Origin of the sequence: Aeromonas sp. S8(2024), from assembly GCF_041403085.1 — a bacterium.
GTDB classification, from domain to species: Bacteria; Pseudomonadota; Gammaproteobacteria; order Enterobacterales; family Aeromonadaceae; genus Aeromonas; species Aeromonas dhakensis.
This window is the reverse complement of record NZ_JBGLRF010000006.1, coordinates 249250-264703: the sequence shown is the minus strand read 5'-3', so window position 1 is coordinate 264703 and position 15454 is coordinate 249250. Positions and strand designations below refer to the sequence as shown.

The 15454-nt window shown below is 59.7% G+C and carries 13 protein-coding genes; 6 read left to right on the top strand and 7 right to left on the bottom strand.

All coding sequences use genetic code 11. The features are described 5' to 3' along the window. Positions 1–671 precede the first annotated feature (671 nt). The 6 genes from ACB031_RS17220 to ACB031_RS17195 all read left to right on the top strand — a co-directional run bounded on the left by ACB031_RS17220 (position 672) and on the right by ACB031_RS17195 (position 6647). Positions 672–1217 carry a fimbrial protein gene (locus ACB031_RS17220; RefSeq protein WP_065018377.1) on the top strand — a complete coding sequence of 182 codons (546 nt, stop codon included), beginning with the start codon at positions 672–674 and terminating at the stop codon, positions 1215–1217. A gap of 99 nt (positions 1218–1316) precedes the next feature. Then, positions 1317–1706 (top strand): hypothetical protein, encoded by a 390-nt coding sequence (locus tag ACB031_RS17215; RefSeq protein WP_010635268.1) that lies wholly within the window; start codon positions 1317–1319, stop codon positions 1704–1706. Between the two features lie 67 nt (positions 1707–1773). Further along, positions 1774–4308, top strand: coding sequence for a fimbria/pilus outer membrane usher protein (locus ACB031_RS17210; protein WP_308462864.1), 2535 nt, complete (start codon positions 1774–1776; stop codon positions 4306–4308). A 10-nt stretch (positions 4309–4318) separates the two neighbouring features. Then, positions 4319–5050, top strand: a complete 732-nt coding sequence (locus ACB031_RS17205; protein WP_124250131.1) for a molecular chaperone — start codon at positions 4319–4321, stop codon at positions 5048–5050. 5 nt (positions 5051–5055) lie between these two features. After that, the gene (locus ACB031_RS17200; RefSeq protein WP_005308359.1) at positions 5056–6084 is read left to right on the top strand and encodes a fimbrial protein; all 1029 of its coding nucleotides are present in this window, start codon (positions 5056–5058) and stop codon (positions 6082–6084) included. A gap of 11 nt (positions 6085–6095) precedes the next feature. Continuing rightward, positions 6096–6647, top strand: a complete 552-nt coding sequence (locus ACB031_RS17195) for a fimbrial protein (RefSeq protein ID WP_017785834.1) — start codon at positions 6096–6098, stop codon at positions 6645–6647. Between the two features lie 2 nt (positions 6648–6649). Here the strand turns inward: ACB031_RS17195 and ACB031_RS17190 are convergent, their stop codons facing one another. The 7 genes from ACB031_RS17190 to ACB031_RS17160 form a co-directional block, all read right to left on the bottom strand. Next, on the bottom strand, positions 6650–7885 hold the full coding sequence (locus ACB031_RS17190) for a transcriptional regulator (protein WP_371139951.1): 1236 nt from the start codon (positions 7883–7885) through the stop codon (positions 6650–6652). A gap of 301 nt (positions 7886–8186) precedes the next feature. Beyond that, positions 8187–9593, bottom strand: coding sequence for a 2-succinylbenzoate--CoA ligase (locus ACB031_RS17185; RefSeq protein ID WP_371139950.1), 1407 nt, complete (start codon positions 9591–9593; stop codon positions 8187–8189). Positions 9594–9603: 10 nt separating this feature from the next. Beyond that, positions 9604–10533 (bottom strand): o-succinylbenzoate synthase, encoded by a 930-nt coding sequence (gene menC, locus ACB031_RS17180; protein ID WP_201889508.1) that lies wholly within the window; start codon positions 10531–10533, stop codon positions 9604–9606. Next, entirely contained in the window at positions 10533–11393 is an 861-nt protein-coding gene (gene menB / locus ACB031_RS17175) for a 1,4-dihydroxy-2-naphthoyl-CoA synthase (protein ID WP_005308376.1), read from the bottom strand. The genes menC and menB overlap by 1 nt, the downstream gene beginning before the upstream one ends. Then, on the bottom strand, positions 11386–12156 hold the full coding sequence (menH, locus tag ACB031_RS17170) for a 2-succinyl-6-hydroxy-2,4-cyclohexadiene-1-carboxylate synthase (RefSeq protein ID WP_371139949.1): 771 nt from the start codon (positions 12154–12156) through the stop codon (positions 11386–11388). The genes menB and menH overlap by 8 nt, the downstream gene beginning before the upstream one ends. Next, positions 12146–13876, bottom strand: coding sequence for a 2-succinyl-5-enolpyruvyl-6-hydroxy-3-cyclohexene-1-carboxylic-acid synthase (gene menD / locus ACB031_RS17165; RefSeq protein ID WP_371139948.1), 1731 nt, complete (start codon positions 13874–13876; stop codon positions 12146–12148). Before menD ends, menH begins: the two co-directional genes overlap by 11 nt. A gap of 33 nt (positions 13877–13909) precedes the next feature. After that, on the bottom strand, positions 13910–15256 hold the full coding sequence (locus tag ACB031_RS17160) for an isochorismate synthase MenF (RefSeq protein ID WP_213344038.1): 1347 nt from the start codon (positions 15254–15256) through the stop codon (positions 13910–13912). Positions 15257–15454: the final 198 nt, after the last annotated feature.

Genomic DNA, 15454 nt, shown 5'->3' with positions numbered 1-15454 from the left:
TACCTGATTACCTGATTACCTGATTACCTGATTACCTGATTACCTGATTACCTGATTACCTGATTACCTGATTACCTGATTACCTGATTACCTGATTACCTGATTACCTGATTACCTGAGCTGTTTTATGTATGAGGTCAAGGGTATTCAAGAAACAAAAAACGTGATCTGGAATTATTTTGTTGTTGTGTTTTTGTTAATTGCTGTTAAGCGGTTGAGGTTGTCTGATTTAAAATAATCCAATCCGTGTTTGCTATATGAACGATATTTATTTTACGGCATTCATAAATGTATTGTCATGGATGTAAGTAATTGTTTTTTATGTGTTTATAAAAGAATTTATAAAAATCAAAATGTATTTGATGTGCATCATATGAGTCGTTAATTTGTTCATCAAGCAAAAGCGGAGCACGGCTTTCTGCACAGACGACAAGGATGTATGTAGTTGTGCAGTTGAGGTGTAGCGGGAACTGCTCCTTATGCGGTGAGCTGCTTTTGCTTATTTAGATAAACCATAAAGGCACAGCAAGTTATTGATGCCGGCTCTCACCGGCTTAATGAGAGAACAGGCACCGGCATGCTGTGCAGTATATCGCGGCATCACTGAAGATCGTGACTCCAGCATGATTGGAGTGATGCAGTACAACACACGTTAATGTAGGTATAAACGAATGAAAGCTAACAAAATTCTGGTTGCTATGGGTGTTGGTTCCATGCTGCTGTGCGGCACCGCTTTTGCTGCTGGCAACACCGGTTCAGGTAAAGTCACCTTCAACGGTGAAATCATCAACGCTCCTTGCTCCGTTGCTCCTGAGTCTGTTGACCAGGTAGTTGAAATGGGTCAGATCAGCACCAAAGAGCTGGTCAACGGTGGCGAGTCCAACTCCAAGCCGTTCAGCATCAAGCTGCTGAACTGTGAAATCTCCGATACTGAAGATGCCGTCAAGGTCACCTTCAGCGGTGCCAAAGACCCGGTAGATTCCAGCCTGCTGGTTATTGGTGGTGGTGACGCCGCTGGTGCCGGTATCAAGATGACCGCCCCTGGCACTGGCGCTGCTATCGTGCTGGGTGAACCGACAGCCGCCTTCGGTCTGGTCAACGGTGACAACGAGCTGCCCTTCAGCGCCGTGCTGAAAGGTTATGCAAGCCAAGACACCTACCCGCTGAAAGCTGGCGCTTTCACCGCAGTGACCAACTTTACTCTCTCCTACGAGTAATCGACTGCCTTAACGTGTGACCAGGGTTGTGGTGGCTGATGCCACCACAACTTCACACCTTCTGTCTCCTCACATCGAACCTTGATCATGAAAACTTCAATGATGGCAGCCATGGTGCTGCAACTGGTGATGATGGCGGGATCAGTCCACGCCAACGAGATTTCGGATGGGCTGGCCGAGTCGGGCTGTACGCTGGACGTGCAGCGCAGTATTCCTTTGCAGGCCAGGCAACCGGGCACGTTGAAAATCAGCGGCTGTCAGGTTGAAGGAGCAGCAGAGGCATCACTGCCTTTTATTTCCATGTCCGTGCGCGGTGCCATGAGCGATGAGCTTGGCATTCTCAACAACGGCCAATATCACAAGGTGTCCGGCGAGAGCTTTATTATTTCGGATATCGTCAACAGTGATCTGGAATTCAATTTGGGTCTGACCAGCAGTCAACTGTTTTTTCCTGACAGTACGACGCTGTTTGAACTCAATTATATGTAAGCAAGCCAATTGCTTAGTGTAGATACCTCATTACGTGAGACCGTTATGCAATTCCTAGAGTAAATATATGAGCGTTTCAACATCAGACTCTGTGAGAAAAAAACATTATTCCAAAATGGCTTTTATGCTGTGCGTGCCCGGCCTGATGGCGGTGGCGAATCATGCATGGGCAGAGACGGAGTTTAATATTGATGCGCTCGATCTGGACGAACGGACCAAGATCGACCTCTCCCAGTTTGCCGACGAAGGCTACATCCTGCCCGGCGACTACTACCTCGAGATCGAGGTCAACAAGAACAAGCTGCCCCTGCAGAAAATCCCCTTCTACGAGACCGACACCGGCAAGGGAAAGGGCGGGGTGGCCTGCCTGCCGCAAGAGGTGATCCCCAAGCTGGCGCTGACCGACGAGGCCATCGCCAAGATCGACAGCTGGCACGACGGTCAGTGTGCCAACCTGCTGGCGCTGGACGGCGTGGTGATCGCCAACGACATCGGCAATGGCCTGCTGCGCATCGCCGTGCCCCAGGCGTGGATGAAGTACAGCGATCCCAACTGGATTCCGCCCGAGCAGTGGGATGAAGGGATCCCGGGGATGATGCTGGACTACAACATCAACGCCCAGATCAACGAGGGCGATGGCTACTCCAACCGCAACATCAGCAGCTACGGCACCCTGGGGTTCAACTACGGTGCCTGGCGCCTGCGCGGTGACTATCAGGCCAATGCCTACTGGGGCGACAACGATCGGACCACTTCCGAGCTGAACCGCATCTATGCCTATCGTCCGCTGCCGAACATGGCCGCCAAGCTGACGGTGGGCGAGCAGCAGCTCAACTCCCAGCTGATCGACGGTTTTCGCTATACCGGCGTCAACCTGGCCAACGACGAGCGCATGCTGCCGCCGAGCCTGCAGGGCTATGCGCCGGAAGTGAGCGGCATCGCCAAGACCAATGCCAAGGTGACCATCTCCCAGTCCGGTCGCATCCTCTATGAGACCAACGTACCGGCCGGTCCGTTTCGCATCCAGGGGCTGGACAGCTCGGTGCGCGGCCGTCTCGATGTGCGGGTGGAAGAGCAGGATGGCAGCGTCAACTCGTTCCAGGTCGACACGGCGACCGTGCCCTATCTGACCCGTCCCGGCTATGTCAGATACAACCTGGCGATCGGCGCTCCTTCCGAACAGACGGACTCGGTGCACGACGTGCACGGCCCTGCCTTCGTCACCGGTGATTTCTCCTGGGGGGTGGCAAACTCCTGGTCGCTCTATGGCGGCAGTCTGGTTGCGGGTGAATACAACTCCATAGGGCTGGGTATCGGTCGCGATCTCTATGCCTTCGGTGCCATTTCCGCCGACCTGACCCAATCCATTTCCAAGCTGCCCGGCCTGTCGACCAAGATTGGCCAGTCGGTGCGGGTGAACTACGCCAAGCAGTTCGATGAATACAACAGCTCGATCACCTTCGCCGGTTATCGCTTCTCCCAGCATGACTTCATGACCATGTCGCAGTTCCTCAATAACAAGGATCGGCTGGAGAAGAAAGAGAATACCTCGAGCGATGACTACAACAACTGGGGTGACAAGGAGCTCTACACCATCACCGCCAACAAGACCTTCTGGGCGGACGATGCGGCCAAGGCGCTGACCGTCTACCTGGACTACACCCACAGAACCTACTGGGAACATGACGCCGAGGATCGCTACGGTCTCACCATCAACAAGAACGTGAACATCGGCAGCTTCAAGGATGTCTCCGTCTATGTGTCGGCCTACAAGACCAAGACCGAGAACTACGAGGATGACAAGAGCGTCATGCTGACCCTGAGCATGCCGATCGGGGACAGAAAGAGCGCGGGATACAGCGTGCAGTCCTCCAACGGCAAGGTGACCCACCTGGCCACCTATCAGGACTACAGCCGGCCGGATGACACCTATCAGCTGGGGGCGGGCGTGCAGAGCAATGGTCACGCCGTGGCGCGGGGTTACTACAACCACAACAGCGACATCGGGGCGGTCAGCCTCAATGCCTACAGCGTGCAGAGCGAGTACACCTCGGTCGGTGCCAGCCTGCGCGGCGGCCTGACGGCGACCGAGCACGGGGCGGCCCTGCATCAGGCGACCCGTCGTGGCGGCACCCGCATGATGGTGGATACCGACAAGACCTCCGGCGTCTCCTTCAACAACGGCCGCGCCGTGACCAACCGCTTTGGCGTCGCGGTGATCAGCGACATGACCGACTATCGCAAGAGCGACACCCGGGTCGACGTGGATCAGCTGAGCGACGACATCGATGCGATGAACGCCATCAAGCAGGGGACCCTGACCGAGGGGGCAATTGGGTATAATGCCTTCGAAATCGCCGAAGGGTTCAAGCTGCTGGCCAACGTCAAGCTGTCCGATGGCTCAGTGCCGCCGTTTGGTGCCACCGTCGTCAGGGATTCCGGCCGTGTGCTCTCGGTGGTGGATGAAGATGGCCTGGTCTATCTGACCGGGGTGAAACCGAATGAAGCGTTTGAACTCTCCTGGGGCGGCGCCCGCCAGTGCAAGATAGTGGCACCGCAACAAGTAACCGATCTGTCGATGAAGACTCTCACTTGCAAGTAATGGGATACCGATGAAAAAGCTGCTCTCTTATACCTGTCTGGCCGTGCTGGGCATGACCTCGCTCAACGTCAGCGCTGCCATCGTGCTGGACCGTACTCGCGCCGTCTATCCGGGTGGTGCCAAGTCCATCAGCCTCAACATCAAGAACGAGAACCAGAAGCTGCCCTATCTGGCGCAGTCCTGGATTGAAGATGCCCAGGGGCAGAAGATCTCTTCTCCCTTCGTGGTGCTGCCGCCGGTACAGCGGGTGGATGCCAACCAGAAGTCCATCGTGCGCATCGCCAGCGTGCCGGCCATCGACAGCCTACCCAAGGATCGCGAGTCGATCTATTACTTCAACCTGCGCGAGATCCCGCCCAAGAGCGAGAAGAGCAACGTGATGCAGATTGCCGTGCAGTCCAAGATCAAGCTGTTCTACCGCCCCGAGGCCATTTTGCCCGAGCGCGGCGCCATCTGGCAGGATCAGGTGCTGATCACCAAGCAGGGCAAGACCCTGCAGGTGAACAACCCCACCCCCTACTACATCACCTACGTAGGTCTCGGCCATCCGCAGGGCAAGGGGAGAACCGCCATCAAGGGCTTCTCCGCCTTTATGGTGGCACCCAAGTCCGAGCAGACGGTCAACATCCCGGAAGCGCTGGGCAATGAATTTGTGATCAGCTACGTCAATGACTACGGCGGATATATGGATATCAAATACCAGTGCGCAGGCAATGCCTGTAAAGCCGTGAAGAGCGAGTAAGGCCTATGCTACGTTCCATCTTCTGTTCAAGCCTTATGCTGTTTGCAGGAACGGCATTGGCAAATGGCTATGTGACGCCCAACCCAACCCATGATTACTATATATCGTTGGATAAGGCTGATATTCAAAACAAACCTGGTTTTACTACCAAGGCGTTTGAGTGGAACTTGGGGGGGCAATATTCGGGTATCGTTACCTGCCCGGATAGAAGCATTCCACAATCTCCAGTGTACTATAAGGCGACCATGACGGATGGCTTGCCTCAAGCCGGTGATGGTTTTGTAAAACTAAATGACTTTCTGGATATGAAGGTCGAAATTTGGATAGCTGGTTGGAAGAAAAAGTTTGTTACGGCCCCATTTCCGAATGAAAGTAATGATTACCCAAATTACTCTTGCACTAAAGGAAAAGAGACAAGAATAAATAATTTCGAAAGTGGTAGCCGTGGGCGAGTGACCTTCCGTGTAAGAAAACAAATAATTAATGGTGTACAAATATCGGATCGTCAAGTTGTAGAGATGTATGGCCGCCTAGGATCTACTACTACAGATTTCAATAATTTGCCAATGTCTCGAATTACGATTACATCTGCAATTTTATATGTGCCGGAAGAATGCGTGATTAACGGTGGGCAGACTATTGAAGTGGAATTTGGTGATTTGCCAGGCTCGGGATTGGATGGGAATAATTTTGAAAAGACGGTCCCTCTGACATTTCAATGTCGCGGTGGTGTTTTCGAAGGGGATGCCTTGAAGATCAATCTTGGTATTTCTGGAAAACCAACCTCTTTCAACCAAGACTATCTGCGGACAACTCGGGATGGCTATCAGGGTGGAAATGTCATTTCCGATTTGGGCATAAAGTTCAAGCAGCTGGATGGTTCTCAGCTGAATTTGAATACATTTTATCCGGTTTCCATGCAAGGAAACATTGGTGACTGGGGCTTTATTGCCGCGCCGATAACACCGGTAGGCGCTGATATTCCTGCGGGTGACTTTTACGCCACCGCCACCATAGTTGCCGAATTTCAGTGAGGAATTGTCATATGTTGCGGACATTGTGGATAGGCCTGGCGCTGTGCCCGCTGTTGGCGGTAACGGCAGCTCCCCGTGCCAGCAATGATCTGGAGTTGCTTGGCAACACGGTCCACCTCCATGGCCGGATCATCGATCAGCCGTGCGAGATTGCTCCCGAATCCATCGAGCAGGAGGTCGAGATGGGGGTGGTCGACGTGAAGGAGCTTTATGCCAATGGGGCCGGGGTCCAGGTGCCTTTCTCCATCCGGCTGACCAACTGCAAGCCGGGGATCTTTCGTATGGCCAAGGTGACCTTTACCGGCTCGCAGGATCCCCAGCTCAGCGGCGGGCTGGCGTTTACCGCCGGGATGGCCAAGGGCGCCGGGATCCGCCTCTATGACGTGACCCAGTCACCGCTGGATCTGGGCACCCCCTCCCGCGGTTATCTGCTGGGCGGTGCGGCAGACAATGAGCTGCAGTTCTTTGCCCGGGTGGAAGCGCATCCGGACGCGCTGGCTGCCAAGACCATCCAGCCCGGGGATTATTCCGCCGTGGCCAACTTTATCGTTGCCTATGAATAAGGTCAGAAGTCATTGCGCTGAATGACCTTTGAATTACCCAGACTGGGCCAATTGATGACGCCGCCCAAATAACTGGAGAGGTAAATGCCCCCCGGCAACTGCACAAACTGTGCTTTCTGTTTAGGGGGGGTCAAGGCGGCCACCAGGGTTGCCACCATGCCGTTATTGGTCAATGCCTTTTGATCGATGTAATTGACGATGGTATTTTTTACCTCTACCGAAATATCGCCATCATCTCGCTCCAGATCCCCGACGGAATCCAGATTGAACAGCGTCTGACCCTGGCTGTCGGTAGCTATAATGGTTGCCACGACTATTTCACGGCTCAGCGTAACAATGAACTTGTTCTTTCTGGTCAGCTCAACCCAGTTGTCCGGCGCCTGGCAATTACTGTGATATCGAACTGTGGTGTCGGTATTGTTGTAATAGTTGTGGGAAACATTCTTTCCCTGCTGGGCCATGGTGGAAATAACGCATTGCACCTCTTCGGCAAGCGGATGACCATTGCGCAATAAAAAGACATTTTCTGACAGCTGGCGACTGTTGTTGTCGATGGAGAAATAGCTGATGGCTTCTTTGCCTACCAGCAGGGATACCTGTTCATCATCCTTGCGCGAAATTTTCTGGACCAACGATGAGAGCGCATCGATCTTTACCTTCAATGCTTGCTCGGTATCACTGGTCATATAAAGAGAAACATGGCCAAGATTGATGGTGCGCAGCGTATTGGCCGTGGCATAGTGATATATGCTGATGACCAGCGCGGTCAGCGATGCCAGCAAGAGCGCAACCAGCAAAATACGCTGCGGGCTGAAATAGCGATCATATTTACGGCGGGTATATTGCCGTCTGACCTGGGGCACATTGGCGGTTGCGACCGTCTGAATTTCTTCATTCGGCACTGCCTCCTCGGTCTCTCCGGCCACTTCAATGGGGGCGCAGAAGATATATCCCACCCGCGGGATAGTATCGATCGCATCCATCAAACCGAATGATTCCAGCTTTCGTCTCAACGAGAGGATCTGCCGGTTCAGGTTGGTGTCGGTATTGTCCTGGTTCGGCCACAAGGCATCCTGCAGCTTGCTTCTGGCAATGACAGTACCTGCCTCATCACACAGCATCTCGAGCAGCTCGGCTTCCTTGTTGCTGAGCTTGATGTCCTTGTCTCCTTTCGAGAGTCGGAATATTGCAGCGGAGAAAAAGATATCCTCTGCAATTTTATAATTTTTGTTACTCATGTGTGACTCGTCTTACTGCCAAGGAGAGCATTTTACCACCATGCAGTCTTTGTTCAAATAATGGGAAATTAGCAATATCTTTAACTATCAACTAGTTACCTTTGCGTTTAAATGCATGGCGGGGAATATGGTACTACAGGCGGCTCGTTCAGTTCAAAAAACACGCAAAAAGAGGGGCGTGTATGTAATCGTTCTCACTTCCCCCTGCCTGTGAGGGGTATTTTGACGCCCCCAGCATTTTCTTTCGAATAAAGTGTGTATTTGGATGGCTCCACCATGTCTGAAATTGTCGCATGGCTGATCACTGTTCCTGCAGCATGCGCTGATATTGCCTGCGCTGCGGCTTGAGTTGCCCCCCGAGATCGGGCCAGGGATGCCACTGATCTGGCACCATGAAGCCGGGCAGGGTCTGCCGGATCCAGGTCGCCAGCTCGGCATAAGGGCGCGGCTCGCCATGCCAGTCGATGAAGGCCGCCGGCCTCTGCCCCCACTCGTCGCTCGGCACCGGCACCACCAGCGCCTGCGCCACGGCAGGGTGATCCACCAGCCGCTGCTCTATGGTCTCGGGCTGGATGTTTTCCCCCCCCGAGATGAAGAGGTTGTCGAGCCGCCCCTCCACCACCAGTTCGCCATCTGCATTGAAATGCCCCTTGTCGCGGGTGTGGAACCAGCCGTCCTCATCGAGCGGCCGCGCCAGCCCCCCTTCCTTGAAATAGCCCGCAAACAGCGTCTCGCCGCGCACGCAGATCTCCCCCTGGCGGATGCAGACCTCCCGCCCCGGCAGCGCCTTGCCCACCACGCCGGCGGCGGCTGGCCTGCCGGTGCAGACCTGGCTGCCCATCTCGGAGAGGCCGTAACTCACCTTGGGCACCAGCCCCATGGCGGTGAGCCTGTGCACCAGCGGTTGGGGGATGGCGGCCCCCCCGAGCAGCAGCTCGCGCAGCCGGGTGCGAGCGGGATCGAAGCCCTGCGCCAGCAGTCGCCAGAGCTGGGTCGGCACCAGGGATAGATGGGTGATGGGTTGCTGCTCGAGCCGCTCCCTGAGCGGGCGGCTGCGATCGTCCAGCACCAGGGCTGCGCCCGCCAGAAAGACCCGAAACAGGATGGCGTAGCCGCCGACATGAAACAGCGGCAGGGAGAGCAGCCAGCCACAATGCTCATCGAGCGGGATCTGGCTGGTGGAGCCTCGCGCCGAGGCCAGGTGGTTGGCCAACCGGTGCACCACGGCCTTGGGGGTGCCGCTGGAACCCGAGGTGAGGATCATGTTGTTGAGCCGGGCCGGCGCCAGCATGCAGTCGCCTTCGTCCGCCGCCAGCTCACGGGTGAAGTCGAGTCTTAGCGGTTGCCAGCTGCCGGCCGGGATCTCGCCCGCCGACCAGCAGGCCCTGACGGCGAGCAGGGTCGCCAGCTCCGTTTGCCGGGTCAGCGGAAAGGCGGGGTTGAGCGGGCAGAAGACGATGGCACTGCGCACGCAGGCCCAGGCCAGCAGCACATCTTCCAGCGCACCGCGTACCATGGCTGCGAGGCGATCTCCCGGTTGCAGGCCGGCCATGGCCAGCTGCTGGCACAGGCTGTTGAGCCTGGCGTCCAGTTGCCGGTAGGTGAGCGGGACAGCGGCGTGAATGGCGATGCGAGCGGGAGCGGATCGCGCCCAGTGACGTACCGGGCAGGGTTCGGGATGGGAGTGATGGTCAGACAAGGGTGGCATGCAGGCCCCTTCAATCGTGGTGAAACAGGGGCTCCAGCAGGCTTGGATCGGGTTTGCCGGCGGCGTCCAGCAGATCGGCGGCCAGCCAGCGCCGGGTATCCAGGCCGGGGGCCTGTTCCGGTGCCCATTCGCCGGCCAGATGGAACAGCTGGTTCAGACCGACGCCGGATTCGAAGCAGGAAGAGACGATGACCTTGAGGCGCAGCTCGTGGGCCCGGGCTACCAGCGCCTCGCAGTGGGCCAGCGAGCCGAGCAGGGTCGGCTTGAGCACCAGGGCGCGCAGCTGGGGAATGGGCTCCCACGGCTTGCCCTGGGCCAGCAACTCGTCGATGGCCACCGGCATGCCGGTGCGATTGGCCACGAAGGCGATGTCGGCAAAGTCGGCACAGGGGTCTTCCAGATATTCGATCCGGTTTGGATCCAGATGGCCGCAGAAGGCCCAGGCCTCCTCGCGGGTCCAGCCCTGGTTGGCGTCCAGCACCAGCTTGAGGGTGGGGATGCGGTCGCACAGCAGGCGGATCAGCGCCAGCTCGTCGCGCATCGGGTAACGGGCCACCTTCAGCTTGGCCTTGTTCGGGGTCTTGTGAAGCCAGTTCTTCCAGTTCTTCAGCAGCTCCTGGGGGGAGCCCTGAATAAGGGGATAGGGTTCGGGCAGCGGGGCTGTCTGGGCAGGCCAGCAGCGGCGGGCGCAGTCCAGCCCGAATTGCACCGAAGGGAGTTGCGGGGCGATATCTTGCCCCGCCGCCAGCCGTTCCAGACAGACGATGGCCTCGGCTTGCGCCTCGGCCAGGTTCTCGCGGGAGAAGCCGGGCAGGGGGGCGATTTCCCCCCAGCCGTCGTCAACGCGGACCAGCAGGCCCTCTCGCGCCACCTCTACCTTGCCGTGAAAGGTCAGGGGCTGGGTAAAAGGCAGTTGGTAGCGATAGAGAGCGAGTGTCATCAGGGATTCCGCTTGTATTTGGAGAAGTCGGGACGGCGTTTCTCGTTGAACGCGTTGCGCCCTTCCTGACCCTCTTCGGTCATGTAGAACAGCATGGTGGCATTCCCCGCCAGCTCCTGCAAGCCGGCCTGGCCGTCGCAGTCGGCGTTGAGGGCGGCCTTCAGGCAGCGCAGCGCCATCGGGCTGTTCTGCAGCATCTCGCGGCACCAGCGCACGGTTTCACGCTCCAGCTCCGCCAGCGGCACGACGGTATTGACCAGCCCCATGTCGAGGGCTTGCTTGGCATCGTACATGCGGCAGAGGAACCAGATCTCGCGGGCCTTCTTCTGGCCGACGATGCGTGCCATGTAGGAGGCACCCCAGCCGCCGTCGAAGGAGCCCACTTTCGGACCGGTCTGGCCAAACTGGGCGTTGTCGGCGGCGATGGTCAGATCGCACATCATGTGCAGCACGTGGCCGCCACCGACCGCATAGCCGGCCACCATGGCAACGACCGGTTTCGGGCAGGTGCGGATGTCGCGCTGGAAGTCGAGCACGTTGAGGTGATGGGTGCCCTCGTCATCGCGGTAACCACCGTAGTCGCCACGGATCTTCTGGTCGCCACCGGCGCAGAAGGCTTTTTCACCGAAGCCGGTCAGGATGATGGTGCCGACCTGATCGTCGTAGCGGGCATCGGCCAGCGCCTGCAGCATCTCTTTGACGGTGCGGGGGCGGAAGGCGTTGCGCACCTGGGGGCGGTTGATGGTGATCTTGGCAATGCCATCGCCGGACTTGTGATAGAGGATGTCCTCGTAACCGGCGGAGCAATCACGCCACTCGACGGGGGCATAGAGTTCCGCTTCAGTCATTGCTTCAATCATGACGCTTCTCTTCTTGTTGTTGGTTGACCCACTCCGCGAGGAGCCGGGCAAAGGCCTCAGGCTGGTGGGCATGCAGGTTGTGGCCCCCATCCAGCTCCAAGTGGTTGATTTTGCTCTGCTGACTCGCCATGAGGCAAGCCAGCTGATGGAATTTGTGATCCCGCTTGCCGCTCACCCAGGTGACCGGCAGCGTGCCTTGCGCCAGCCAGGGGGCCAGGTTCGGCTGCTTGCCAAGGGAGGTGGCGCGCAGCATGGCGGCCACGGCCTTGCCGTCGTTGCCAAGGCGGCGGGCTAACTGGCGGGCGCGGGCAGCGTCGTCCAGATCGGCGAACACCCCCTGCCGATACCAGTCCGCCAGCACGCTCGCCAGGGGCTCCTGCTCGAAGCGCCGGGCCCAGCTTTCGTCGTGGGTCAGGCGCGCAGCGCGCTCTTCGGAGGGCAGGCCGGGGTGGCAGTTTTCCAGCAGCAGGGCCTGCAGCCCCACCGGCGCCTGGCTGGCGTGATAGAGGGCGAGCCGCCCCCCCAGCGAATAGCCCGCCAACTGGTAGTGGTCGATGCCGCGGGTGGCCAGCTCGTCGCAGAGCCAGTGGTGAGCCTGGTCAAAACCGCTCACCCGCACAGCCTGGTTGCTGCCGTGACCCGGCAGATCCAGTGCCAGGCTGGGGAGGTCGGCCAGGGCTGCCTGCACGGGTTGCCAGTCTTGGGCATCGCCGAGCAGACCGTGCAGCAGCACCAGCGTCGGCTGCTCGGCACTAGCTGCCACGGATCGCGCTTCCCAGTGCCTTCAGATCCTCGGCGACTTCGCTGCTGGGGACCTTGATTTCAATCAGCGTTACCCCCTTTTCCAGCGCGGCGGCGTAGTCCCGCTCAAAGTCGGCGAGGGTGGCCGGCGCCCGATAGTGGAGGCCGAACATGGCGGCGGCGTGCTCGAAGTGCAGGCCGTGGGGCAGGCAGTAGTAGGTCTCCAGCAGTGCGTCCTGGGTCGGCACCGGCAGCATGCGAAAGATGCTGCCGCCGTCGTTGTTGAGCAGGATCACCACCAGCGGCCGGCTCGCCTTGCCGAGCAGCGCCAGGCTGTTGAGATCGTGCAGGGCGCTGAGATCCCCGAGCAGCAGGGTGGTGGGCTCGTCGCTGTCCGGCTCGATCGACTGCGCGAAGCCGTAAGCGGTGGCGATGAGGCCGTCGATGCCGGAGGCGCCGCGGTTGGTCATCACCCGGCTGGGGCCCTTGCCCGCCTCGCCGAGCATGTCCATCAGCCGGGCCGGCATGCTGTTGCCAACGAACAGCTGGCCCCTGATCAGCTGGTTCAGGCGATGGCACACCCCGAGCTCGGAGAAGCGCTCGCAGGCGCTGCGCACCTGCTGGCTGACGGACTGCTGGCGCTCCGCCAGCCGGTGCCAGGGCAGGTGCGAATGCGCCACCGGATGGGCGGCGGCAAAGGCGCCGGGTTCGCACAGCAGGCGGCGGCGCAGCCGGTAGTCCGGGTCGAGTCGGGCCGGCTGCGGATCCACCAGCCAGTAATCCTGCCAGGAGTGCTGCTTGATGAACTGACCGAGCCGCTTGGAGATGAGACGGGCGCCAAATTGCAGCAGCACCTCGGCGCGGGCCAGTTCGGCCACGAAGCCGCTGTGCTGCAGGGCGAGATCGGCGTGCACCAGGTTGCGGCCATCGAAGCGCAACTGGCTCTGCAGGTCGGCCAGCAGGGGCCAGCCGAGCCGCTCGGCCAGGGCGGCGACAGCCTTGGCCTGGGCGGGATCCTGAATGCGGCCGGCGACGATGAGGCCGCGCTTGCCCTGCAGCTCGTCCCAGTCGGGTTGACGGGGGCAGGGGGCCTCGGCCTGCTGCCAGGGGCTCCAGGGCTCGGACGAGTGAAGCCAGTCGCCGAGGGGGGCCAGGTAGGCGGAGAAATCCAGGTACTCATCGCCCGGATAGAGGGGTTCGGGGTACATGCAGTTGAAGTGCACCGGCCCCGGCGTGCGCGCCTGCTGGGCCAGCGCCTGATCCACCGAGCTCAGCACGAAGGCGGCCGGGATGGTGGCGGTGGGGGTCGGCAGGTTCTGCTGATAGACGGGGTAGCGGCCGAAGATCCCCTGCTGGTCGATGGCCTGGTTGGCCCCGTTGTCGATGAGCTCGGGCGGCCGGTCGGCCGAGAGGATGATGAGCGGCACGCCGGTGAGCTGGGCCTCGGCCACCGCCGGCCAGAGGTTGGCCACCGCGGTGCCCGAGGTCATGATCACCGCCACCGGGCGGCCACTGCCCTTGGCCAGCCCCAGCGCCATGAAGCCGAGGCCGCGCTCGTCAAAGTGCAGATGGCGGCGAAAGCCGGGGTGCGCGGCGGCAGCCATGGTGAGCGGTGCCGAGCGGGAGCCGGAGGCCAGCGCGATATCGCGCACGCCGAGGCGAAAGAGCTCCTCCAGCAAGAGGGAAGACCAGACGTGATTGAAGGTGGCATGGTGACTGGCGAACGCTTGGCTGGCAGACATGAGGCTCTCGTGGTGAGGAGTCGATGAGAAACGCTATCCCAGCAGGGAGAGCACATTGGCGATCTTGTTGTCGAGTTCGGCCCACTCGGCGGCAGGCTCGGATCCCGCGACGATACCGGCGCCGGCAAACAGGGTAATGGCCTGCGCCGTGATGCGGGCGCTGCGGATGGCGACCGAGAACTCGGAGGTCTCCCGGCTCAGCATGCCGCAGGCGCCGGCATACCAGCCGCGATCATAGGGCTCGCGTTCACGGATGAAGGCCAGCGCCGCCTCGCGCGGAGCGCCGCCCACCGCCGGGGTGGGGTGCAGCGCCTCCAGCAGTTGCCAGTCGCAGACGCCGGGCTTGAGTTCGGCCTCGATGTCGCACTTGAGGTGCTGCAGCAGCCGCAGTTTGAGAATGCGCGGCTCGGTCAGAGTGGCATCCGTGGTGAGCGGCGCCAGCCGGCTGAGGATGTCGGCGTGCACCAGCCGATTTTCCAGCCGGTTCTTGCTGTCGGCCAGCAGCTCGGCGGCCAGTGCAGCGTCGGTCGCCTCGTCGCCGGAGCGGCGGATGGTGCCCGCCAGCGCCTCGGTGAAGAGGTGCTGCTGTTCGCGGCGATAGAGTCGCTCGGGGGAGCAGGCGATGAAGCTCTGCTCGGGGGAAAACTGGAAGCCGAAGTGAAAGCAGTCCTGACCGTGCTGTGCCCAGCGGGCCAGCAGCGACCAGGGGACGACGGCCTGCGGATCGGTGGCATTCGTCGCGCCCTCATGGGTGAGCCGGCTCTGGCGCGACAGCACCACCTTAGGGGTGTGGGCCTGGAAGTCGGGGGCGGTCACCTGCTCGACCAGGGTCTGCCACTGGGGCTGGCTCGGGCAATCTTCCCGCTGCCATGGGTGGCGGGCCAGCGGGGGCAGGGGCGCCTCCGGCTGGAGGGCGTCGAGGGCGGCGGCGGCGGCCTGCAGTTCGGCCTCAAAGGCATCGCCGCCGGTCTGCTCCGGCAGCCAGAGGTTGAGGCAGAGGGTGACGCACTCGCCACGGCGCACCAGCTCGATGCGGGGCAGCACGAAACGACAGGGGCCGAACCCCTGCCAGCCGGGCTGGGTCGGGTCGAATGCCAGTCCGCCATAGTAGCGGGGGCTGTCGTCATGGGGCTGGCTGGTGTGCTCGCAGACCTGGCGGATCGCCCTGGGCTCGGTCAGCTCGCGCAGGCAGCCCAGCGCCACGTATTCGGGTTTGTCCTGTCCTCTGGCATGCCAATAGATGCGGGGATAGAGAGTCTGCGCCGCCAGCCAGCCCAGAAAGGAGCGAACCTCGAGCGCGACGCGCAGTCGCACGAAGCCGCTGGCATTGCCATGACGCAGGGCGTCCAGTTGTTGCTTGATATGGGTCTGAGCCAACATGGATTTCGTCTATGAGCCGATAGTGACGGTCCATCCTGCAGAAGGATGCCGTTGGTTTATGCCAAAGGAGCGATTATTCCTATATATTATCTGCCCATTCGTCCATGTAAATCGCCCGGGGAGCCAACTCCCGAGGGGCCAAGTATACCGAAATCCGGTTCGATAACCCTTAACACGATCAATATCTGATTGTTTGGC

What these genes read in the sequence shown, in the direction of transcription:
- ACB031_RS17185 (WP_371139950.1), bottom strand. Translation starts at nt 9,593, where the DNA reads ATGCCACCCTTGTCTGACCATCACTCCCATCCCGAACCCTGCCCGGTA.
- ACB031_RS17190 (WP_371139951.1), bottom strand. Translation starts at nt 7,885, where the DNA reads ATGAGTAACAAAAATTATAAAATTGCAGAGGATATCTTTTTCTCCGCT.
- ACB031_RS17205 (WP_124250131.1), top strand. Translation starts at nt 4,319, where the DNA reads ATGAAAAAGCTGCTCTCTTATACCTGTCTGGCCGTGCTGGGCATGACC.
- ACB031_RS17215 (WP_010635268.1), top strand. Translation starts at nt 1,317, where the DNA reads ATGATGGCAGCCATGGTGCTGCAACTGGTGATGATGGCGGGATCAGTC.
- ACB031_RS17210 (WP_308462864.1), top strand. Translation starts at nt 1,774, where the DNA reads ATGAGCGTTTCAACATCAGACTCTGTGAGAAAAAAACATTATTCCAAA.
- menB (WP_005308376.1), bottom strand. Translation starts at nt 11,393, where the DNA reads ATGATTGAAGCAATGACTGAAGCGGAACTCTATGCCCCCGTCGAGTGG.
- ACB031_RS17160 (WP_213344038.1), bottom strand. Translation starts at nt 15,256, where the DNA reads ATGTTGGCTCAGACCCATATCAAGCAACAACTGGACGCCCTGCGTCAT.
- ACB031_RS17200 (WP_005308359.1), top strand. Translation starts at nt 5,056, where the DNA reads ATGCTACGTTCCATCTTCTGTTCAAGCCTTATGCTGTTTGCAGGAACG.
- menC (WP_201889508.1), bottom strand. Translation starts at nt 10,533, where the DNA reads ATGACACTCGCTCTCTATCGCTACCAACTGCCTTTTACCCAGCCCCTG.
- menD (WP_371139948.1), bottom strand. Translation starts at nt 13,876, where the DNA reads ATGTCTGCCAGCCAAGCGTTCGCCAGTCACCATGCCACCTTCAATCAC.
- ACB031_RS17195 (WP_017785834.1), top strand. Translation starts at nt 6,096, where the DNA reads ATGTTGCGGACATTGTGGATAGGCCTGGCGCTGTGCCCGCTGTTGGCG.
- ACB031_RS17220 (WP_065018377.1), top strand. Translation starts at nt 672, where the DNA reads ATGAAAGCTAACAAAATTCTGGTTGCTATGGGTGTTGGTTCCATGCTG.